17 protein-coding genes are annotated in these 21,949 nt (G+C 42.1%); 12 read left to right on the forward strand and 5 right to left on the reverse strand.

What is annotated here, in order from left to right:
* Positions 1–897, forward strand: a complete 897-nt coding sequence (locus tag JSY38_RS05485) for a helix-turn-helix domain-containing protein (RefSeq protein ID WP_114410632.1) — start codon at positions 1–3, stop codon at positions 895–897.
* A gap of 86 nt (positions 898–983) precedes the next feature.
* Here JSY38_RS05485 and xylB read toward each other — a convergent pair whose 3' ends face one another.
* On the reverse strand, positions 984–2,477 hold the full coding sequence (gene xylB / locus JSY38_RS05490; RefSeq protein WP_205115730.1) for a xylulokinase: 1,494 nt from the start codon (positions 2,475–2,477) through the stop codon (positions 984–986).
* 247 nt (positions 2,478–2,724) lie between these two features.
* Between xylB and JSY38_RS05495 the strand changes: the two genes are divergently transcribed.
* From JSY38_RS05495 to ygfZ, 3 genes are all read left to right on the forward strand, one after another.
* Positions 2,725–6,096 (forward strand): PAS domain S-box protein, encoded by a 3,372-nt coding sequence (locus JSY38_RS05495; RefSeq protein WP_205115731.1) that lies wholly within the window; start codon positions 2,725–2,727, stop codon positions 6,094–6,096.
* Positions 6,093–7,100: a response regulator gene (locus JSY38_RS05500; protein ID WP_114410630.1), complete on the forward strand. Its 1,008-nt coding sequence runs from the start codon at positions 6,093–6,095 to the stop codon at positions 7,098–7,100. The genes JSY38_RS05495 and JSY38_RS05500 overlap by 4 nt, the downstream gene beginning before the upstream one ends.
* 110 nt (positions 7,101–7,210) lie before the next feature.
* On the forward strand, positions 7,211–8,101 hold the full coding sequence (ygfZ, locus tag JSY38_RS05505) for a CAF17-like 4Fe-4S cluster assembly/insertion protein YgfZ (protein WP_205115732.1): 891 nt from the start codon (positions 7,211–7,213) through the stop codon (positions 8,099–8,101).
* 51 nt (positions 8,102–8,152) lie between these two features.
* On the opposite strand, the gene ung is transcribed toward ygfZ, so the two are convergent.
* Both ung and JSY38_RS05515 read right to left on the reverse strand, forming a co-directional pair.
* Positions 8,153–8,869 (reverse strand): uracil-DNA glycosylase, encoded by a 717-nt coding sequence (gene ung / locus JSY38_RS05510; protein ID WP_114410628.1) that lies wholly within the window; start codon positions 8,867–8,869, stop codon positions 8,153–8,155.
* A 32-nt stretch (positions 8,870–8,901) separates the two neighbouring features.
* Positions 8,902–9,783 (reverse strand): choline kinase family protein, encoded by an 882-nt coding sequence (locus JSY38_RS05515; RefSeq protein WP_114410627.1) that lies wholly within the window; start codon positions 9,781–9,783, stop codon positions 8,902–8,904.
* 89 nt (positions 9,784–9,872) lie between these two features.
* Here JSY38_RS05515 and hexR point away from each other — a divergent pair, with 89 nt between their 5' ends.
* The gene (gene hexR, locus JSY38_RS05520; protein WP_114410626.1) at positions 9,873–10,739 is read left to right on the forward strand and encodes a transcriptional regulator HexR; all 867 of its coding nucleotides are present in this window, start codon (positions 9,873–9,875) and stop codon (positions 10,737–10,739) included.
* Positions 10,740–11,088: 349 nt separating this feature from the next.
* Positions 11,089–12,585, forward strand: a complete 1,497-nt coding sequence (gene putP / locus JSY38_RS05525; RefSeq protein ID WP_114410625.1) for a sodium/proline symporter PutP — start codon at positions 11,089–11,091, stop codon at positions 12,583–12,585.
* 276 nt (positions 12,586–12,861) lie between these two features.
* On the opposite strand, the gene edd is transcribed toward putP, so the two are convergent.
* A complete protein-coding gene (edd, locus tag JSY38_RS05530) occupies positions 12,862–14,676 on the reverse strand; it encodes a phosphogluconate dehydratase (protein WP_205115733.1) in 1,815 nt (604 codons plus the stop codon).
* Positions 14,677–15,054: 378 nt separating this feature from the next.
* Here edd and gap point away from each other — a divergent pair, with 378 nt between their 5' ends.
* From gap to JSY38_RS05560, 6 genes are all read left to right on the forward strand, one after another.
* Complete coding sequence (gap, locus tag JSY38_RS05535) at positions 15,055–16,068, forward strand: type I glyceraldehyde-3-phosphate dehydrogenase (RefSeq protein WP_205115735.1); 1,014 nt, start codon at positions 15,055–15,057, stop codon at positions 16,066–16,068.
* An 81-nt stretch (positions 16,069–16,149) separates the two neighbouring features.
* Positions 16,150–17,598, forward strand: coding sequence for a pyruvate kinase (gene pyk / locus JSY38_RS05540; RefSeq protein ID WP_114410622.1), 1,449 nt, complete (start codon positions 16,150–16,152; stop codon positions 17,596–17,598).
* A 39-nt stretch (positions 17,599–17,637) separates the two neighbouring features.
* Complete coding sequence (locus tag JSY38_RS05545) at positions 17,638–18,075, forward strand: methylglyoxal synthase (protein ID WP_114410781.1); 438 nt, start codon at positions 17,638–17,640, stop codon at positions 18,073–18,075.
* A 210-nt stretch (positions 18,076–18,285) separates the two neighbouring features.
* Positions 18,286–18,777, forward strand: coding sequence for a 5-(carboxyamino)imidazole ribonucleotide mutase (gene purE, locus JSY38_RS05550; RefSeq protein ID WP_114410621.1), 492 nt, complete (start codon positions 18,286–18,288; stop codon positions 18,775–18,777).
* Positions 18,778–18,780: 3 nt separating this feature from the next.
* Positions 18,781–19,848 carry a 5-(carboxyamino)imidazole ribonucleotide synthase gene (gene purK, locus JSY38_RS05555; protein WP_205115737.1) on the forward strand — a complete coding sequence of 356 codons (1,068 nt, stop codon included), beginning with the start codon at positions 18,781–18,783 and terminating at the stop codon, positions 19,846–19,848.
* A 260-nt stretch (positions 19,849–20,108) separates the two neighbouring features.
* Positions 20,109–20,582 (forward strand): Lrp/AsnC family transcriptional regulator, encoded by a 474-nt coding sequence (locus tag JSY38_RS05560; protein ID WP_114410619.1) that lies wholly within the window; start codon positions 20,109–20,111, stop codon positions 20,580–20,582.
* 52 nt (positions 20,583–20,634) lie between these two features.
* On the opposite strand, the gene JSY38_RS05565 is transcribed toward JSY38_RS05560, so the two are convergent.
* Entirely contained in the window at positions 20,635–21,891 is a 1,257-nt protein-coding gene (locus JSY38_RS05565; protein ID WP_205115738.1) for an MFS transporter, read from the reverse strand.
* Between the last annotated feature and the right edge of the window lie 58 nt (positions 21,892–21,949).

Genomic DNA, 21,949 nt, shown 5'->3' on the forward strand with positions numbered 1-21,949 from the left:
ATGCCCAATACCGCCAAACGCATCACCCCCGAATATGAAATTGTTCAAGACAACGAAACTATTCGCTATCTTGAACATGGGCATCCAAGTGATCTTATTCGTTGGCATGCTCATGATGACTATGAATTGCATTTTATAGTCGCAACATCAGGTAAAGTATTTGTTGGGGACTACATTGGAAATTACTCTCCCGGCCAACTCATTTTGACCGGCCCCAGACTTCCTCACAATTGGATATGCCAAGACGATCAACAAGTTGTACAACTCAGAGACATGGTAATCCGCTTCGACCATGAGTCTTTTTCCAATGGCATGAAAATCATCCCTGAACTTGCTGAAGTCCTACCTATGCTGGCAAGAGCAAAATCTGGTATCGAGTTTTTTGACCTAGACCATAAGTTTTTAGAAGAAATATTTCGGAATGTAAGGGATTCGAGTGGTTTATCACGACTGATTATTGCTCTGCCTTTATTGCAAAAGCTCGCACAAAGTCGGAGCTACCGCTTACTTTCAACGGTACAAATCGACCTAAAATCCAATGAGACGCTGCAACGGAAAATAAATACGGTTGTAGATTATGTCTCCCAAAATTACAGCCAAGATATTACGCTTTCTAGCGTAGCCAGTTTGATAGGCATGTCCGATAGCCATTTTTCACGCTTCTTTAAAAAAGCAACAGGGAATCGTTTTATTGAGTTTGTAAATCGCGTTAGAGTCAGCCGCGCTTGCAGTTTATTAACAGAAACCGATCAACAAATCGCTACTATTTGCTTTCAAGTCGGATTCAATAATGTCGCCAACTTTAACCGTCGATTTCATGAATTAAAAGGCGTTACCCCAAGAGATTTTCGCTCTCAAAGTAATATTCACATTGAAGGTGTAGTTCCCGTATCATAATAACTTAAAGCAACAAGTACACATCAAAAAAAACGCCGTTGTACATTACCTGTTCAACGGCGTTTATCTTATTTAGACAAGGATATCTATAAAGAGATCAGAGAGGCCAACTTCTCATTAAACCCTTTAGTGGATTGGTAAAAGGATTTATATAAAGTGTATTTGTCTTGGTAGTATCGTCCGAAAGTCGGATCAGGCTCATTCACTTCCAATACATCTGGCATAGTGCAATATTCTGCAATCAGTAACTCTATGTCTTTGCCTTGGCTATGTTGCTCACCTAACAAGGCCAAACGCGCCGCTCCCAAACCAGGACCGACATCACCACCATCACGGTAAATAAGACGTTTATTTAATACATTGGCAATAATTTGGCGCCACATGGCAGAGCGAGCTCCGCCCCCAATAAGTGACAATTCATCCACAAAGCTACCAGCGCTGTCCAAGGCATTTTGACAATCCAATAAAGAGAATGCCACACCTTCTAATATTGCCAGCGTCATCATTTCGGTATTCGTGATGTTGGTCAGACCGACAAATTGCCCGTTCGCCAAAGGGTCATTGTGCGGCGTTCGTTCACCGCTAAGATACGGTAAAAACAACACATTGGTGCGTTGGGTTTCACTATCCTCTAAAGCATCTAACAACTCAGCAACTGATTTATCCACCAGCTTTGCAAACCAAGCTAAAGAGTTTGCGGCACTAAGAGTGACACCCATTTGGTGCCAACGATTAGGCAACGCATGACAAAATGCATGTACTGTATTTTCTGGATTGGCTTTATGGGATTCACTCACTGTGAAATAAACACCAGATGTACCCAATGAAATAAAGCCTTGACCAGGGTTCGTTATACCCATACCGACCGCACCAGCAGCGTTATCACCGGCACCAGCCACTAAAGGCAATGGAGGCAATTGCAACTCTTGCGCTGTTGTATCCGATAATCTTCCCACCATGTCGCAGCCTTCATAAACCGTAGGCATATTAGACTGAGTTAACCCAGTGGCAGCCAATAAAGCATCGTCCCATTGTCGTGTTTGAGGGTTTAGCCAAAGCGTACCTGCAGCATCAGAGCAGTCTGACGACATAATACCTGTCAATCGATAAGCCAAATAGTCTTTAGGAAGTAGAACGAATGCCAGCTTTTCGAAGATTTCTGGCTCATTCTCCTGCACCCAACGTATTTTAGGGGCTGTAAAGCCAGGCATAGCAAGATTACCTGAGCGCTCCATTAGTTCAGGAAACTGCGTCATCAATGCTGTACATTGAGTTTGACTACGGCCATCATTCCATAGGATACAAGGCCGTAAAATGCTACCTTGAGCATCAAGCAAAGTAGCGCCATGCATTTGTCCAGAAAGGCCAATTGCCTTTAATTTACTTAAATCTAAACGCTGCTGTAACTGCTGAATCACCTCTATGCAAGCTTGCCACCATGACTCAGGGTCTTGCTCCGACCAGAGAGTTTGAGGCGAGCTAACGACCAAAGAAACCGACTCTTGCGCTAGAACGTTTCCATCAGTATCAATAACAACCCCTTTCAACCCAGAGGTTCCAAGATCAAGACCTAAATACATTTCGTTACTCATCTTCTCAAGAAATAGTAGTTTATTTTGTTCTGTTATCTGGCATGCTATAACCAACAAACTCATACATCACCATACTCGAAATAATAGTGATGATAGTCAATGAAATTTGACGAATTGGCCTCTTTAGTACAAACAGATCATAAAAACGGTTAGTTTAAGTGAATATCATAATTGACCAAATCAGATAAGCCAGTTGGTAATCCAAATACAGCTTCAATAGGTAGCAAGTAATCTAATGCAATGGTTGAGTAGTTTTTTTATTTCCCAAGTAGATCAAAGCCAACTAACAATGGGGAGTTACAACTACCTACTTGTTATCCTTTCTATTTTCCTAGCATCTAGCGCCTCTTTTTTTGCTTTGCATTTCGCCTCTGTTGCTCAGCACATTGTTATCGAAAAATACAAGACTATCGCATTAGTGTCTGGTTCATTCATCATGGCAGGCGGTATCTGGAGCATGCATTTTGTCGGAATGCTGGCATTTAATATGGGCCATAGCGTTACCTATGACCCACTACTCACTACATTGTCATTAATCCCCGCTATTTGGGCATCCTACGTGACCCTCAAGCGATTAATTATTCCTGATTTAAATATCTGGCAGCTGCTTACAAGTGGAATACTTGTCGGAAGTGGCATTGGCGCTATGCATTATTTAGGCATGGAAGCAATGCAGATGCCGGTCCAACTCAAGTATGACCCTACCTGGTTCTTTGCTTCTATTGTCATAGCAGTTGTTCTCGCATTTATCGCGCTGTCTACTCACTATTATGTAAGAAAAATGTGGTCGAATTTAGACTCTAAATGGGTCAGCTGCATTAGTGCGCTCATTATGGGCGCAGCTATTTCAGGTATGCATTATGCAGGCATGGCTGGGGCAAGGTTCATTACGTCAGGCGACGAAATGATGTCTCATTCTCATATGCAAGAAACCTCTAACGACTACCTTTCTCTTGTCGTCGCCATTATTACCTTATTACTCTCTATCCTAGCAGTAAATGTCGCGTCACAATTACGCTACCGCCAACTTTTACTAGAGAAAACAGCCAGTGAACAACGCTTAAAGACCACCTTAGATACCGCTGTTGATGGCATTATAACGGTCAATAGCCACGGTATTATCAAAGAGTTTAATCATGCCGCTATCAGAATTTTCGGCTGGCAAGAACAGGAAATCATCGGTCAGTCTTTTGGTATCTTGTTCTCACCTGAATACACAGACGAATATAACACCTCGCTGGAGCATTTTCGTAAAACAGGAGAAAGCGAGCTAACAGGCAAAGATAGAGAAATTCTCGCTCTTCACAAAGATGGCCATACGTTTCCTATTCGGTTGGGCGTAGGTAGGGTCGACTTGCTCGATGAAGAAACACTTTTTGTTGGTTTTATTAGTGACATATCCGCTAGAAAGTCGCTGGAGGAATCCATTAAAAAAAGTGAGCAACAGTACAGCTCTCTTATGAAAAATATCCCAGGTGCGTCTTTTCGCTGCCTAATGAATGACCACTGGACCGCCCTTTTTATCAGTGACGCAATTTACGATCTAACAGGATGGCAAACAGACGATTTCTATCAAGAAACAATTTCACTTGGCCAACTCCTTCATCCAGATGACTTAGAGAGCGTAACAGCAGCGATTAATGAGGCCGAAAAGGAATATAAGTCTTATGAGATTGAATATCGCTTAAAACACAAAGATGGCCATTATGTTTGGGTGCTAGAAAATGGTTCAGTAATTCATAACAAAAACGGCGAAGCCGAATGGATAGACGGCGTTATTTTGGACATTTCACAGCGCATAAAAATGGAAGACGAGCTGCGTTTAGCAAAAGAAAAAGCCGAAGAATCCGCAGAAAGTAAAGCGTCATTTCTAGCCAACATGAGCCATGAAATACGTACCCCAATGAACTCAATTATTGGTTTTTCCGACATTCTACTAGAAGCCGATATTTCAGGTGAAAGTAAGCAGCACCTAGCCACAATTAGCAAATCGGCACGTTCTCTATTACACCTGCTGAACGACATACTCGACAGCGCAAAATTAGAAAAGAACAAGTTGGACTTAGACATCCGAGCCTTCTTACCTGCAAACATGGTGGATACCGTTATATCCACACTTTGGTTACAAGCTCGGTCAAAAGGCTTAGAGCTGAACTTTCATATAGAACCCAATGTAGCGAATACTTATTTAGGCGCTGAAGACAGAATCAGACAAGTTCTGATGAATATACTAGGAAATGCGATCAAGTTTACTGAAAAAGGCAATGTGACCTTAACCATTAGCAAGCTTGTCAATGGCAACCTTCGCTTTACAATTAAAGACACTGGAATTGGCATACCGCAGGAACGACTCAAGAACATTTTTGATCCCTTTACTCAAGCAGATGCTTCAATGAGCCGCCGCTTCGGTGGAACAGGCTTAGGAACCAGCATCTCGAAACAACTCGTCAATCTCATGGGTGGCGAAATCTTTGTGCGCAGTGAGCTAGGAAAAGGCAGCTGTTTCTATTTTGACCTTCCACTTAAAGAATCAAAAATACAGCCGGAAGTTAACTCAACACAACTCTCAACCATCTCCCCTAAAAGAATCTTATTGGCCGACGACATAGAACAGAACCTAACTCTGCTGACTTTACTATTAAAGCGCTATGGTCACGCCATTTTTTTAGCGAACGACGGCATCACTGCTGTAGAACAATTTAAAGAAATAAAACCAGACATCGTCCTTATGGACATTCAAATGCCCAATATGGATGGGTTGACCGCAACCCAGATAATACGAAGCTACGAAAAAGAGCAGGCTTTAAAACATACGCCAATTATCGCATTAACGGCCAATGTTTTAATGGAAGATAAATTAGACGCACAGCGAGCGGGTATGGATGGGTTTGCCAATAAACCCATTGATATCCAAGTGCTTATTGGCGAAATGGCAAGGGTTCTTAATGAGGTACCTACAGCACTGCAATTAGATCACGCTCAGAACAGCCCATCAAATGGCCAAAGCCAACAAATCCATATGAAAAAAGGCCTTGCCCTATGGCGAGATCGCTCTGTGTACCTAGATGAATTATCTACATTTTCTCAGCAAAACTATAACTTAAGCAGTCGTTTCTCCAATTATTTGAGCAATGAAGAATACGCTGAGCTTTATGCATTGGCTCATGCAATTAAAGGGACTGCAGGCAACCTCGCTTTGATTCCCCTTTCTAAAATAATGACGACACTAGAGCGAGCAGCTCAAGACAAAGATGAACACCAATGTCATAACAGCATCGAATCATTGGATGTGCTATTTCCTCATATATTAAACGAACTTAAACAGTTAACCGAAAGTGAAGCAAATGGTACTGAAAACAAGCAGCAAGAAGGCCCACCGATACTTACTAACACTCAGCTGTTGCCGTTGCTTGAAACGCTAATAAAGGCAGTAGAATCTTACGAAATTGATGATAATACTATCGATTTAATCATTTCAGGGGCTCCAAAGCACCTAAAACCTCAAGTAGTAGATATTGCTCAATCTATTTCTAACTTTGACTTCGACAAAGCCATTGAAAGTATTAGCGCTCTCAAGGAGCAACTGATAAAGGAGGCTAATTCATGAGAATTGGTAGCAAACAAGCCCCTCGAATCCTAATAGTCGATGACGAACCTTCAAATTTAAGAGTATTAAGGCAGGTACTTCAAGCCGCCCGTTACCGTTTGTCATTTGCTAGATCTGGCCAAGACGCCTTAAACTTGGTCGAAAAAGAACAAGTAGATCTAATATTGCTGGACATTATGATGCCAGAAATGACTGGTCTAGAGGTGTGCGAACGCTTAAAACAAAACCCTGAAACCGCTCATATTCCGGTGATTTTTGTCACAGCTCTCAAAGACAGTGTTGATGAAGAAAAGGGCTTTGAAATTGGCGCGGTTGATTACATCGCAAAACCTATTACTCCCGCTATAGTACTCGCTCGAGTCAAAACGCACCTCTCCTTAATTCGTGCCGATGAGCTGCTTAACACCCACATAGACTTAATCCAACGACTGGGGCGTGCAGCAGAATACAAAGACAACGAAACAGGCATGCATGTGCAACGTATGAGCCGCTATGCAAAGGTCATTGCTTTGGCCTATGGTTTTTGTGAAGAATCAGCCGATGACCTCATGATGGCAGCGCCTATGCATGACATAGGCAAAATAGGCATTGCCGATAAAATACTACTTAAGCCGGGCAAGCTGACGGACGAAGAATATGAAATTATGAAAACACATGCACAAATTGGTGCTGAAATCCTATCTAATCCAAGCTCTCACCTTATCGAGCTCGCTCATTCTGTTGCTATTACTCACCATGAGAAATGGGATGGAACAGGCTATCCAAACAGTTTATCAGGAGAGGACATTCCTATCGAAGGACGAATTGTTGCTCTAGCCGATGTATTTGATGCCCTGACCAGTGAGCGTCCTTATAAAAAAGCATGGCCCACCGAAGAAGCAATCAGCTATATTATGGAGCAGAGCGGCAAACATTTCGATCCAGCACTTCCCCCACTACTGAAGCAAGAACTGGACACAATATTAGCGATCAAAGCTCAATTTGCAGAAACAGAGATAGAATAAAATTCATTATCACCTATCTATTGAAAAGCAAAAAATAGTCATTACAAATAAGCTAACTTCACAAAAAATGTCTTACTCTATTTTTTGTTCATCTATTTACGGAAAGTTTTATGCCCTCGCTTCAAGATATTATTGATTCAACGCTGCTCAAACAAGATGTCATCGCAAAACTGCCTGATATTGGTGCTTTGCGCGTCTCAGGCCCAGACGCTAAAAAGTTCCTACAAGGGCAAATAACCTGTGATATTAATACTTTATCAGCATATTCTGGGCTTTATGGCGCTATTTGTAATATAAAAGGTCGCATCATTACAAACTTCTACTTGGTACAGAGCAACGAAGATATTCTAATGCTAATGGCAAAGGACTTAGTAGAAAAAACCCTATTACACCTGAAAAAGTACGCGGTCTTTTTCAAAACTGAGCTAACGGATGCTCAAGACGACTTTACGATTTATACCAAGTTAACCTCGGAAGGTGCGGAATCCTCGCAGCTAGCAACAACCAGAAACAATGAAACCATCACTTTGACTCTGGGCAATACACCACTAAACATTGAATGGTTAATCACAACGTCAACAATAGAAGAAACAAACAAAGAATTGGCAGCACTTAGCTTGCTCGCAGCTCGTCCAGTGATTACCTTGGAGCAAAGTGAAACAACCCTTCCGCAATGGCTGAATATGCAAAGCACTGGTGGCATTAGCTTTACTAAAGGCTGTTATACTGGACAAGAGATCGTTGCTCGAATGCAATACAAGGGGAAGTCGAAAAAGCAGCTTAGCTTAATAACCTGGGAAGGAAAATCAGAGACAACAAAAGAGCTTGTCGATGAGCAAGGCAAAAGCGCAGGTCAAATCTTTGCAACTTCTCAAATCAACAATACGCACTTCGCTCAAGCTATTTTAAACATTGATCCAAGTGACACCAAGCAACTCCTGCTAGGTAACGAAGAAGTAACCTTATTGCCTCTTCCATATTCGCTGGATAGCAAAAAATAGCCCTTCGCATAGAGGATCTTAACGATAAGCGTGCGATTCTCTTAACCACTCTTAAAACGGCAAACCAAACTGGGCACCGTCTTCGCTTCCTCTGCCTTCTATTGGCTCTAATGCCCATTCAATAGGCTTTTTATTTTGTTGTGTTAGATATTCATTGGCCTTTGAAAAGTGGTGGCACCCAAAAAAGCCTCGATAGGCCGACAAAGGCGATGGATGAACACTTTCTAAAACGCAGTGCTTTTCTCTATCAATAGAGCGACCCTTTTTCTGTGCGTAAGATCCCCACAACATAAACACCACGCCTTGATGCTTCCGATCAATTAGCTCGATAATTTTGTCGGTAAAGATTTCCCAGCCTTTATTTTGATGAGAGTTTGCCTTACCCGCTTCAACAGACAACACACTATTGAGAAGTAGAACCCCCTGTTCAGCCCACTGCAATAAAAAACCATGTTGTGCTGGAGCAATGCCTAAATCAGCTTCAAGTTCTTTATATATATTCACTAAAGAAGGCGGCACTTTTACCCCTGGCTTTACCGAAAAAGATAAACCATGAGCCTGATTCTCACCGTGGTAAGGATCTTGTCCTAAGATCACTACCTTCACCTGCTTAAATGGTGTGGTATTTAACGCATTAAAATATTCTGCTCGCGAGGGATAAATTATCTTTGTTTTTTGTTCTTCACAAAGAAATGTTCGCAAGTCATGCATGTATTCTTTTTCAAGTTCACTGGCTAAATAGTGTTGCCAGTCTCCTGTTAATTCCATTATTCATTTCTCTTTTGTATATCGAGCCAGTATTAGGCACAGAATGGATTGAGCGAAGGCATCGCTTTGAACTCATAATAATACGCCAAAGAAATAGAATCCTCTGGAGTTACCAAATGCTTTAGTAATAACCAAGCCATCTCCCTTACTGCATACGCTTTTTTATACTCTGAGATTGCTTCTAAAGCCGCTGTAAAAGGCAAATCCACATCATACTCTGCCAATAAAAGCATCGTTTGTCTTTCATCTAAATTATGCGACTTTGCTACCACTGCAAGATCAAATAGTGGATCACCCACACCACAGTACTCCCAGTCGATGAACCATAATTGTTCATTATCCATGAGGATATTCTTTGGATTCAAATCATTGTGACAAAGCGCTGGCTTCAGCAACGGATTCGGCTGTAGTAGCTGGCTAACAATAGATTTAAGATATTCATACTCGTTCAGCAATACGGCATCATTTTCAATGTAAGAGTAAATACCGCTTAAGTAATGTTCAATGACGTCAAAAACAGCGTATTGATGATTTGTAATTGGTAGGTCTTGATGACTAATTGCTAATGCCTGAGCAATTCGAGCAATATCTTTATCCACATGAGCAACAGACCAATCAAGCGAGGGCTGAGCAACAAACTGGCAAGCTACTGCGCCCTTTTGATCATGCCAAAGTACAGCGGGAGATAAGCCTAATATAGCGGCACTCTTTAGCGTTTCCACTTCATTAACTCGATTAATATAAAATATATCGCTATCAATAAAGGGTACACGTAATACCAAACGAGCACTGTGCCCCCAATCAATTAAGTATGCTTCATTAGAAAAGCCTTCTTCAAGTGAAGTGGTTTTAATCTTGTCGCAGCTTGGTAAAATACAAGCCAGATTTGCGAAATACTCAGATAATTCAGTCATTTTTCATCATTTTATTGCCAGAAATGTAAGTCGCTGTCAGAATGTACAACTGAACCATCCGAGTCAATAGACAACTTTGAAGCAGATCAATGAATAAACACGAAGACATTATTCGTAAAATACAAGAACGCTTAAGCACACTAAGCAAATCCGAGCGAAAAGTTGCGGAAGCGATTCTTGTCGACCCTAAAACGACTATCCACTCAAGTATTGCAAAATTGGCAGCTAGAGCTGAGGTGAGTGAGCCAACCGTAAACCGTTTTTGCCGTAGCCTAATCGGCAGCGGCTTTCCGGATTTTAAGGTATCGCTAGCTCAAAGTCTTGCCACAGGTACGCCATACGTTAACTTAAACGTGGAACCAGACGATGCGCCTGGAGCAGTCACAGCGAAAATTTTTGAAGCGGCGAAAAACAATTTAACTCGAGCTCAAGAGATTTTGCCTGAATCGTTAATCAGCAGAGCTGTCGATGTGCTCGCCCAAGCTCGACGCATTGAATTTTATGGTTTAGGTGCATCTGGACCCGTTGCGAAAGATGCTCATCATAAATTTTTTCGCCTAAACATGCCTGTTGTTGCTTACACCGACATATTGGTACAGCGCATGGCTGCGGCCGGTGCTCATTCAGGAGATGCTATTGTTGTTATTTCCTACACTGGACGAACATTACCGCTTATTGAAACGGCGCGTGTTGCTAGGGCGACTGGCGCGTCGGTCATTGGCATTACCAATCCAGACTCTCCGTTAACAGAACATTGTTCAATTGTACTTCCTATCGAAGAAACTGAAGACACTGATATTTATACGCCGATGAGTTCGCGTATTGTTTATCTAACGTTAATAGATGCACTTGCTACTGGCGTACTTTTAAAGCGTGGCCCTGAGTTCAACGCCCACCTTAAAAAGCTAAAACAAAGCGTTCAGGACACTCGACTACCAAAAGTAGAAAAGAAATAACCCCCTGTAAGGCGCACTGGTTGCGCCTTACTTCTTTCATAAATTTCTTTATGATTCCTAAGTTTTTGTTCGAATCCATCTACTCAGCAAGCAAACCAGATTTTTTTGTAAATTTGCGAGAGCATTTTGAAAGATTATCTCCCCCCAGCCACTTAGAATCCGCCCGAGTCTTGAGGTAGATTAAAATGCCGTCCATTCTCTTTACAGTCAGGCGATTATTTTTTACACCTAATATCGATGACTCTCATGATAACGATTTAGACGTTACCACTTTTCGGGACACGAATAAGTAACCCAACTTATTCAAAGCTGTTCCACACAAAACAATTCCGACTAGGGGACAATAATAATGATAGAAAGCAGCTATGCGATCAGCTTTACCTTCCTAGCCTATCTAGTAGTTATGCTAGGTATTGGGCTTTATGCTTACAAACTCACTTCCAGCTCTGAAGATTACTTTCTTGGTGGGCGCTCACTAGGCCCTTGGCCTACGGCTCTTTCCGCTGGCGCTTCAGACATGAGCGGTTGGTTGCTGCTTGGGGTACCGGGTTACGCTTTTGCCTCAGGTTTAGAAGCCGTTTGGATTACAGGTGGTCTTCTTGCCGGCACATGGCTAAACTGGCTTATCTGTGCAAAACGCCTAAGAACCTACAGTATCAAAGCAAACAATGCTTTAACGCTTCCAGATTTCCTGTCTACTCGTTTCAATGATAAATCTAAGCTAATTCAAACGATTTCAGCTCTATTCATCCTACTGTTCTTCTTATTTTATACAAGTTCTGGATTAGTTGCTGGCGGTAAGTTATTTGAAACTGTATTTGGCTTAGATTACACCTATGCCGTGGTTATCGGCACAGTATGTGTTGTGTCTTACACGCTATTTGGTGGCTTCCTTGCAGTTGCATGGACAGACTTGGTCCAAGGCCTAATGATGAGCGCAGCGTTAATTATCGTGCCTCTTGTTGCATTGGATGGAGGCTGGTCTGAGCTGTCTAGCACACTGACAGCTAAAAACCCGGAGTTGCTAGATATTTGGACAAGTGTGAGCGGTGAACCATTAACGGCAATTGGTATTATATCTCTTGTTGCTTGGGGTCTCGGCTACTTTGGTCAGCCTCACATACTAGCGCGCTTCAAAGCATCTCGTTCTAATAAAGACATCAAAACGGCCCGTCGTATTGCGGTTATCTGGACATTTATCTCAATGGTTGGTGCTATATTAATCGGTCTTGTTGGTATCACATTTGTTGATAACAACCTAGCTGGCACATTAGATGATCCCGAAAAAATCTTTATGATTCTTGTTAATGCCGTCTTCCACCCTGTGGTTGCGGGTATTCTTCTTGCCGCTATTTTGGCCGCAATTATGAGTACTGCAGACTCTCAATTGTTAGTATCATCTTCTGCATTAGCTGAAGACTTTTACAAACAACTATTCAACAAAGAAGCCACGCAAAAACAAATCGTTAACGTTGGACGTTTTGCTGTTGTGGCGATTTCAATTGTTGCTTTAGTGCTTGCCCTAAACCCTGAAAGCTCTGTGCTTGGCTTAGTGTCTTATGCTTGGGCAGGTTTCGGTGCGGCATTTGGTCCTGCTATTCTTCTAAGTTTGTTCTGGCGCAATATGAACCGTAACGGCGCCCTAGCAGGCATCATTATCGGTGGTGTTACCGTCGTTGTATGGAAGCAATTAACAGGTGGTATCTTCGACCTATACGAAATCCTTCCTGGCTTCGTATTTTCAAGCATCGCAATCATTGTTGTCAGCATGGCTACAGGCAAACCAGAAGAGTCTGTAACCGAATCTTTTGATGAATACGAGAAAGCTCTAGATACAATGAACTAAGTAATAAGAGCAACAAGCTCACTGAGTTTATTGCTTTAGAAGGCTCGAACCCATAAATAGGTTCGGGCCTTTTTTATGCCCACAGGAAATTGAACACCTTTTGGTTCAAGAGAAATACATATTTAAATATAAGACTTTATAAGCATAAGAGTTAACGAACACTAACAGGAGAAGGAGAAGGAGAAGGAGAAGGAGAAAGTTTAGACAAAAAAATGGGGCTTGAAACAAGCCCCCAAACACCATTTACTAACAAATGTTAGTAGTCAGAGGAAAGGTTTAGTCATTAAACAGGCTACATGCACCTTGTTCAGCACCGCTTACTAGAATGCGTTGTGCGCTAAATAGTTCACGCCCCATGCCTTGATGGGAATCCGTTAAATCTTGCTGAGCCGCTTCACGTCGATTCAGCTCTTCATCAGAAACTAGGACAGACAAAGTTCCTTCAATAGCATCCAAGCGCACCATATCGCCATCTTGAATTTTAGCAATCAATCCACCCGCTAGTGCTTCTGGTGTTAGGTGAATAGCCGCAGGCACTTTACCAGATGCACCGGACATGCGACCGTCGGTTACTAACGCCACTCGATAACCTTGATCCTGTAAATTACCAAGGTAAGGTGTCAATTTATGCAATTCTGGCATACCCAATGCTTTTGGCCCTTGAAAGCGAACCACAGCCACACAGTCACGTTTTAGCTCACCACTCGCAATAGCATCAGCCAATGCATTTTGACTGTGAAATACAGCCGCTGGCGCCTCTATAATTCGATTTTCATCTTTTACGGCAGAAACTTTAATTACAGAGCGACCAAGATTACCTTTTAACAAAGCCAAGCCGCCTTCTTTGCTGAAAGGGTTATCAATCGGTCGCACTACATTCATATCTAAACTTTCATCTGTGCCATCACGCCACACTAAATTATCGCCATCTAGGAAAGGCTCTTTGGTGTAATGTGTTAAACCTTTACCGACGATAGTATTTACATCTTCATGCAACAAACCACCTTTCAGTAATTGCTTAACCAAAAATGCCATACCGCCAGCCGCATGAAAATGATTAATATCCGCTTGGCCATTCGGGTAAATTTTAGTCAATGATGGTACAACTTTAGAAAGAGCAGAAAAGTCATCCCAAGTAATAATAATGCCTGCCGCACGAGCGTAAGCCACAATATGCATGGTATGGTTAGTTGAACCACCCGTTGCCAATAAACCAACAATCGAGTTAACAATGCTGCGCTCGTCAACTATTTCATATAAAGGTCGATAATCTCGGCCAAGCGCTGTGATCTTAGTGGATAACTGAGAAGCGTATTTAGTCAACGCACCTCGCAATGGATCATCAGGGTTAACAAAAGACGAACCAGGAAGCTGAAGCCCCATGATTTCGACCAACAACTGATTCGAGTTAGCTGTACCATAAAAAGTGCAAGTACCTGCGCTGTGGTAAGACGCTGATTCCGCTTCAAGCAATTCTTCTCGAGTTGCTTGTCCTTGTGCATAACGCTGACGAACGGCCGCTTTAGCCACGTTGGTGATACCTGAGCGCATTGGGCCTGCAGGAATAAATAAAGCCGGTAAATGACCAAAACGTAATGCAGCTATTAACAAGCCGGGAACAATTTTGTCACAGATCCCCAAGTAGATAGCTGCATCAAACATATTATGAGAAAGCGCTATCGCGGCACCTTGTGCAATGTTATCTCGGCTAAATAAGCTCAATTCCATCCCATCTTGCCCTTGAGTGACACCATCACACATGGCAGGTACGCCGCCTGCAAATTGAGCGACTGAGCCCATTTCTTTTACAGCAGAACGGATTTGATCTGGGTAGTTTTCGTAAGGCTGGTGAGCGGATAGCATATCGTTGTATGACGACACTATTCCTATATTTGCCTCATCCATTAGCGTCAGTTTTTGTTTATCCTGAGGTTCGCATGCAGCAAAGCCGTGAGCTAAGTTACCACAGGACAACTTCCCTCTATGTGGCCCTTGCTCTTGTGCTTTTCTCATATCTTTAAGGTATTGCTCACGCAAGGTTTTACTACGCTCAATGATGTCGTTCGTTACCTTAGCAACAATCGGATTCATGCCTATCTCCGTTTCTCATTCTGTTATCTCAGCAAGCTGCTTGACACTATTTTTATGTAATATTACTACATTTTGATTTTATTTCACGCCAAAAATCCCATAAAACCAACTAAAAACGCATTATTTTGTAATTTTTTTACATTAAGGATTCGAAAAAAGCATTTTTTCCGCTAAAATCTTCCGACATTTGTAATATACTTCTATGCAACATGATCAATAACCACCAACTGATCAAAATATAGTCAAACTGTAAGGAATTTGTTACTAATCCTTGCTTAAAAAATTACTTATGTAGTATTTTTACGTCAAAGAACATTATTGAACGCTAATTGTTCGAATTCGAACAATTAGTAACTTTCGCACTATTTAGAGGTGAGTATGACAATTAAAGTAGCTATCAATGGTTATGGACGCATTGGCCGCAACACGCTTAGAGCTTTGTATGAATCAGGCAAGCGTGATCAAATCCAAATTGTTGCGATCAATGATCTAGGCGACTCCAAGACCAACGCTCATTTAACAAAATACGACACTGTACACGGTCGTTTTGGTGAAGAAGTCACTTTTGATGATGAAGCTCTTTATGTCAACAAAGACAAAATCCGAACTTTTTCTGAACGCAACCCTGCGGACCTTCCTTGGGCTGAATTAGGTGTTGATGTTGTTTATGAGTGCACAGGATTTTTTACAACAAAAGAAAAAGCCAGTGCACACATCACAGCGGGTGCAAAGAAAGTCATTATTTCTGCACCAGGAAAAGAAGTTGACGCAACAGTTGTATTCGGTGTTAACCAAGATGTTCTTACATCTGATATGACAGTTATTTCTAACGCTTCTTGTACAACTAACTGCCTAGCACCTGTAGCTAAGCCATTAAGCGATAAACTGGGCATCGAAAGTGGTTTAATGACTACTATCCATGCTTACACTAACGATCAGCGCCTGTCTGACGTCTATCACGAAGATCTATACCGTGCTCGTGCTGCAGCGCAAAATATGATTCCAAGTAAAACTGGTGCTGCTGCTGCTGTTGGTCTTGTTGTGCCAGAATTGGTTGGTAAATTTGATGGCATGGCGGTTCGTGTGCCTACAATCAATGTGTCTTTGGTTGACCTAACTTTCCTAGCACCACGCGAAACGACAGTAGAAGAAGTTAATAAAATTATAGAAGACGCAATCAAAGCGGATCCTATTCTTGCTCAGGTATTGCATATCAATTATGAACCTCTAGTTTCTTCTGACTTTAACCACAGCACTTACACATCTAACTTTGATGCAACACAAACTCGCGTTCAAGGTAAGTTGGTTAAAATAATGGCTTGGTATGATAACGAATGGGGCTTCTCAAACCGAATGCTCGATAATACTATCGCATTAATGACTGCTAAATAGTCAAAATACACGAAGGCTGCTGACGCAGCCTTCGTCGTCTCTTATACTTCTCTTCACGCTTTCTAATCTTTGGTACTTAACATGACTCGTAGAACTAAAATTGTTGCCACTTTAGGCCCTGCTTCCAGCTCACCAGAAATGATCGAAAAACTGATTTTGGCTGGAGCGAATGTTTTTCGCTTAAACTTCTCCCACGGTCAACCAGAAGATCACATTAACCGCGCGGAAGTGGTTCGTGAAATGGCGAAGAAAAATAATCGTCATGTTGCAATCCTTGGTGACTTACAAGGTCCTAAAATCCGTATTGCACGCTTTAAAGATACAAAAGTTGAACTGAAGGACGGAGCGACTTTTATTCTTGATGTAGGCTTTGACAAAAACAACGGTGACGAAACTCGAGTTGGTATTGATTACCCTCAACTGGCGAAAGACTCTCAACCAGGTAACATTTTGCTTCTTGATGACGGACGAGTTGTCCTGGAAGTATTAGAAGTGAAAGGCCAAGAAGTTATTACTAAAGTCATCGTTGGTGGTGCTTTATCAAATAACAAAGGTATTAACCGTCAAGGTGGTGGACTGTCTGCAGCGGCACTTACCGATAAAGATCGCGAAGACATCAAAACAGCGGCGGCATTAAAAGCCGATTACTTAGCCGTTTCTTTCCCTCGCTCTGCAGAAGATCTTCACGAAGCTCGTGCACTAGCGGAAGCTGCTGGCCTCAAAGCGGGTATCGTATCTAAAGTAGAACGTGCGGAAGCGGTTGCAGACAACGAAACACTGGATGCTATCATCCTTGCCTCTGACGCCGTTATGGTTGCTCGTGGTGACCTCGGTGTTGAAATTGGTGATGCAGAATTAATCGGCGTACAAAAGCACATGATCAAGCGTTGTCGTCAGTTGAACCGCCCTGTTATTACAGCAACTCAAATGATGGAAACCATGATTACTAGCGCAATGCCAACTCGCGCGGAAGTGTTTGATGTTGCTAACGCTGTACTAGACGGTACGGACGCAGTCATGCTGTCTGCCGAAACCGCTGCTGGCGCATACCCAGAAGAAGTAATTAAAACCATGAACCGTGTTTGTCTGGGTGCTGAAAAGCAACCAGCAATTAACCGTTCTAAGCACCGTATTGATGTTACTTTTACTAGTATCGATGAAACAATTGCTATGTCTGCTATGTACGCTGCCAACCATTTGGAAGGCGTTAAAGCTATCATTAGCTTAACTGAATCTGGCACAACACCACTTCTAATGTCTCGCATCAGCTCTGGTCTGCCAATTTATGCATTATCTCCAAATCAAGCCACCCTGAATAAAGTGAACCTTTATCGTGGAGTAACACCAGTAGCTTTCTCTTCACAGGAGTACAATGTAGACACTATTATTACTGGCTTGGTTGACCATGTTAAATCGCTTGGCCTAATCAAAGATGGTGACCTTGTTATAGTAACTAAAGGTGATCACCTAGTAAGTTACGGCACAACAAACATGATGAAAGTGGTTAAAGTGGGCGCAGCTGAGGAATAATCCACAGTGAAAAACAATACACTGCAACAAAAAACCATCATGACACCAGAGCGTAAAAATGTTGCTCTGGTTGCTCATGATAATATGAAACCTGCTCTTATCGAGTGGGCGGAAAAGCACAAAAAAAAGCTAATCAAACATAACCTCATGGCAACTGGGACAACAGGGAATTTAATGCATAAGCAATTAAACGTTCCTGTACAATCTCTCATTAGCGGCCCTTTAGGTGGAGATCAGCAACTTGGTGGTCTCATTGCCGAAGGTAAAATTGATGTATTGATTTTTTTCTGGGATCCGTTCGAGCCGATGCCGCATGACCCAGACATTAAGGCTTTACTTCGAGTCGCTGCGGTCTGGAACATTCCGATTGCATGCAGTGTTTCTTCAGCAAACTTTCTAGTTTCTTCCCCATTGTTTGAAACGGAGTTTGAACGACAGATTCCGGATTACGATAAATACCTAAAAGAGCGACTTTAGTCGCTCTTTTCTTTACTACTACTATGTTTGAACTTAAGTACTTCTACGCTCCTCAAAGCTCGCGGTTTACTTCAAAATCGGCTATATTAGCCGCCAATTGTTACCATGCATAAACGTGTTAGGCCGCGTTTAGCGAAGTAAACTTACTAATTAGATTCAACATACAACCCCCTCAACATCACGTTGGATACAACTTATAGGAGAAGAGTTTTGCAAGCAGATGTAGCCCTAATAATGGGATCAAAAAGCGACTGGGCGACAATGGAAGGTGCCGCAGAAATAATGGATGCTCTTGGCGTAAGCTACCACGTTGAAGTTGTGTCCGCGCATCGAACACCAGTTAAACTTGCAGAATTTTCAGAAAGCGCTGCAGACAAAGGCTTTAAGGTCATTATTGGCGGTGCAGGTGGCGCGGCTCATTTACCTGGTATGGTAGCTGCTCATACACGCTTACCTGTTTTAGGTGTTCCTGTGCAAAGCAAAGCTCTAAACGGCATGGACAGCTTACTTTCTATCGCTCAAATGCCGAAAGGCGTTGCTGTTGGAACCCTTGCCATTGGTAGCGCTGGCGCTTTCAATGCAGGCTTATTAGCTTGCCAAATTCTAGCTGTTTCTAACCCTGAGCTTGCGAAAAGAATTGAAGCTTTCCGCACGAATCAAACCGAAACTGTGTTAGCGAATCCAGACCCAAGAGAGGCTTAATCTATGTCAGTGCTATGGGTATTAGGTGCAGGTCAATTAGGCGCGATGCTAAAGCAGGCAGGAACACCACTTGGTCTTGATGTTCGTCCAGTTGATATTGAGTCAACAGAGACACTGGCTCTGTCACCAACAGACATTGTGACAGCAGAAAGAGAGGAGTGGCCAGAGACCGTGGCGACCAAACAACTCGCTACGCACAGCAACTTTGTCAACTTAACCACCTTTCCACAGCTAGCGGATCGACTAACACAAAAGCAGTGGCTAGATCGTCTTGCCCTAGCTACAGCGCCCTGGTTTCCTGTTGAATCAGATTCAACAGCTACATATGCTTATGAGACATTAGGTGAACGTGTTCTCATGAAGCAGCGTCGCGGTGGCTATGATGGCAAAGGACAATATTGGTTAAAACAATCTGAAGAAACCGAAATCCCTGAAGATTGGAAAGGACGCGCAATTGCAGAGCAAGCCATCAACTTTGATGAGGAAGTCTCTTTAGTCGGTGTCAGAGGAAAAGATGGTGAAACACATTTTTACCCTCTAACCCTCAATTTACACATTAACGGCATCCTATACGCCTCCATATCACCATTAGAACGCCTGAAGCCTCTACAGAGCAAAGCTGAGGCGATGCTTAGTAAACTAATGGACGCTTTAGACTATGTTGGTGTAATGGCTATGGAATGCTTTCGCGTAGGTGATAAGCTACTCATCAACGAGCTTGCTCCGCGAGTCCATAACAGCGGACATTGGACTCAAGCAGGTGCAAGTGTTTGTCAGTTCGAGAACCATGTACGAGCTGTAGCAGGCTTACCGCTGACGCCATCAGAAGTTAAGAATCAAAGTATGATGGTCAACTTGATTGGCGTCGATCTCAACTATGATTGGCTCAACTTACAAGGCTTAGAGCTTTATTGGTATAAAAAGGAAGTGCGTCCAGGAAGAAAAGTCGGGCATCTTAATTTTTGCTCTGGTAACCCAGAAATACTTCAGGCAGCACTCAGAAAATTGAATATGCCAGCTCCTTACCCAGAAGCACTAGCTTGGCTATCTGAGCATCTACCTCAAAAATAGCCGTTTACTAAAGAAACCTATCAATGCCGCTATCAACCATGATACGCGGCATTTTTTATTCAAGGAATTCAAAACACCTTCCATGCGTTTACGACCCACAAATACAAAAGTGCAAATAAATGTCTAAAAAAATGCAAAAACAAAGCTTTTAAGCTTGTTTAGTTTATAAAACCCCTTATTCTTGTTGATTGAGCTAAAAACAGCTTAGTAAATATAAAAATAGCAGCACACATTTATAGATGCTGATTAAGGAACTTTGAATGAGTCATATTGAACTAGACAGTTATGATTGGCGATTGCTACGAGCACTGCAAACAAATGCAAGATTAAGTAATGTTGCCTTGTCCGAACAAGTGAGTTTATCACCGTCACAATGCTCTCGACGCTTACAGAGACTTGAACAAAACAATCTAATAGAAGCTTACTTTACTCAATTAAATGCCAGTGAGCTTGGTTATCAAATAACCGCCTTTGTTAGTGTCACTCTCGACAAGAGAACCAAGAATTCTGATAAAGAGTTTAAACAGGCAATTGAGGCGATTCCTCAGATATTAGAATGCTATTCTGTCAGCGGTGACTCTGATTATTGGCTGCGAGTCATTAGTGAAAACCTACCATCGCTTTCTTCTTTTTTAAGCGAGTCACTTTCCAGTCTAACCTGTGTTCGAGATCTTACTTCAACAGTAGTACTGAATCGTATCAAGCATGCCCCCTCTATACCCTTACCAAACTAATAATAGAGAGCTTAAAGCGGTAGAAACTAGCAATATCAGAACAAATGCCGCCTTAAACTTCAGGTAAGCAACGAATAACCATAACAGCACCGACCAAAGTGATGAATGAAAATATCAAAACGAGAGTTTCTAGGGAAACTACGTAAGATAATAAGCTGATACTACTCATACCTAACAAAATAATACCTATGACTGTATTACTAACAGATACATAGCTGGTACGCCTATTCCCCTCTCCCAGATTAACTAAATACGTCTTACGCCCAATACGAATGCCTTGATGCGCGATACTAAGAACAAAATATAACAGAGGTAAAAACCAACTTCCCGAGAACATCTCTAGCTCAAAATTAGCACTAAAAAATAATCCCACCCCAGATAACACACTTAATAACGAAGAAAAAACCATCACCTGGCGGCTGGAATAATCGGAAAAAAGCCCCCAAAACGGAGAAGACAACAAAGAAGCCAAACCACTTACCAATATAAATAAGCCCAAAGTGAAAACTGAATTTTGAGCGTTATTTTGAGCGTTATTTTGAGCAATTAGAACGTAATAAGGCGCACTTAAAGCAGCACACAAAAACAACGATCGGGCGATAACAAATGAACGGAATGTCCGGTCTGTTCGTAATAAAGCAAACTCCTTAAATACGCTAAGTAAACTCGAGCTTACTCCACCCACTTCACTAAAAGGCTCTCGTACGAACGAGTAAATTAAAGCAGCAACTAACCAAATAAATGTAGCTGCAACAATCCCCCAAACGTAGAGACCTGTATTGTTATGAAGACTGTCAAAGCCGAGTAACATACTGAAAGCAATGATAATAGTTATAAAACCAGCGGCACTAGCTGACCAACCAGTCACACTCCCTCGTTTATTTTTAACTATAGTCTTGCCCAAAACATCTTTAGACGCGACAGAGTTCAATCCCCTCGCAACACTAAAAACAACTAATCCACTAATAATCACCCAACCAGCAGAGTCACCTTCGAGCAATAAGGCGGCAAAGCCAATCAATACGACACATAAAGATTGGATAACACTTCCAAGCACCCACACCCACTTCCTAATTTTTATCTTATAAATAAAGTGAGCAATAATAACCTGCGGTAACAAAGAGCCAGACTCACGAATAGGTACAAGCCACCCTAACAAAAACAAGGGTGCACCTACGCTTTGTAGAAGCCAAGGAAGAGTAACCTTAGGGTTAATCAAAACATCCCCTAAATTAATTAAAAAATTTGATACGACTAACCTGTATACATTCGCCTTATCAACTTTCTTCTGTGCTTCTTTATCTAACATAGAGGTACTCTGAGGTTAATATCTGTATTGCCGTTATTTTAAACGAAAAAAACCCTGA

Source organism: Marinomonas foliarum (genome assembly GCF_016906065.1).
In the GTDB taxonomy this organism is placed as follows: domain Bacteria; phylum Pseudomonadota; class Gammaproteobacteria; order Pseudomonadales; family Marinomonadaceae; genus Marinomonas; species Marinomonas foliarum.

Coding starts and splice junctions, on each gene's coding strand:
- ygfZ (WP_205115732.1), top strand. CDS start 7,211: ATGCCCTCGCTTCAAGATATTATTGATTCAACGCTGCTCAAACAAGAT.
- JSY38_RS05495 (WP_205115731.1), top strand. CDS start 2,725: ATGCAATGGTTGAGTAGTTTTTTTATTTCCCAAGTAGATCAAAGCCAA.
- JSY38_RS05545 (WP_114410781.1), top strand. CDS start 17,638: ATGACACCAGAGCGTAAAAATGTTGCTCTGGTTGCTCATGATAATATG.
- xylB (WP_205115730.1), bottom strand. CDS start 2,477: ATGTATTTAGGTCTTGATCTTGGAACCTCTGGGTTGAAAGGGGTTGTT.
- hexR (WP_114410626.1), top strand. CDS start 9,873: ATGAATAAACACGAAGACATTATTCGTAAAATACAAGAACGCTTAAGC.
- JSY38_RS05515 (WP_114410627.1), bottom strand. CDS start 9,783: ATGACTGAATTATCTGAGTATTTCGCAAATCTGGCTTGTATTTTACCA.
- putP (WP_114410625.1), top strand. CDS start 11,089: ATGATAGAAAGCAGCTATGCGATCAGCTTTACCTTCCTAGCCTATCTA.
- gap (WP_205115735.1), top strand. CDS start 15,055: ATGACAATTAAAGTAGCTATCAATGGTTATGGACGCATTGGCCGCAAC.
- JSY38_RS05485 (WP_114410632.1), top strand. CDS start 1: ATGCCCAATACCGCCAAACGCATCACCCCCGAATATGAAATTGTTCAA.
- pyk (WP_114410622.1), top strand. CDS start 16,150: ATGACTCGTAGAACTAAAATTGTTGCCACTTTAGGCCCTGCTTCCAGC.
- JSY38_RS05560 (WP_114410619.1), top strand. CDS start 20,109: ATGAGTCATATTGAACTAGACAGTTATGATTGGCGATTGCTACGAGCA.
- JSY38_RS05500 (WP_114410630.1), top strand. CDS start 6,093: ATGAGAATTGGTAGCAAACAAGCCCCTCGAATCCTAATAGTCGATGAC.
- ung (WP_114410628.1), bottom strand. CDS start 8,869: ATGGAATTAACAGGAGACTGGCAACACTATTTAGCCAGTGAACTTGAA.
- edd (WP_205115733.1), bottom strand. CDS start 14,676: ATGAATCCGATTGTTGCTAAGGTAACGAACGACATCATTGAGCGTAGT.
- JSY38_RS05565 (WP_205115738.1), bottom strand. CDS start 21,891: ATGTTAGATAAAGAAGCACAGAAGAAAGTTGATAAGGCGAATGTATAC.
- purK (WP_205115737.1), top strand. CDS start 18,781: ATGTCAGTGCTATGGGTATTAGGTGCAGGTCAATTAGGCGCGATGCTA.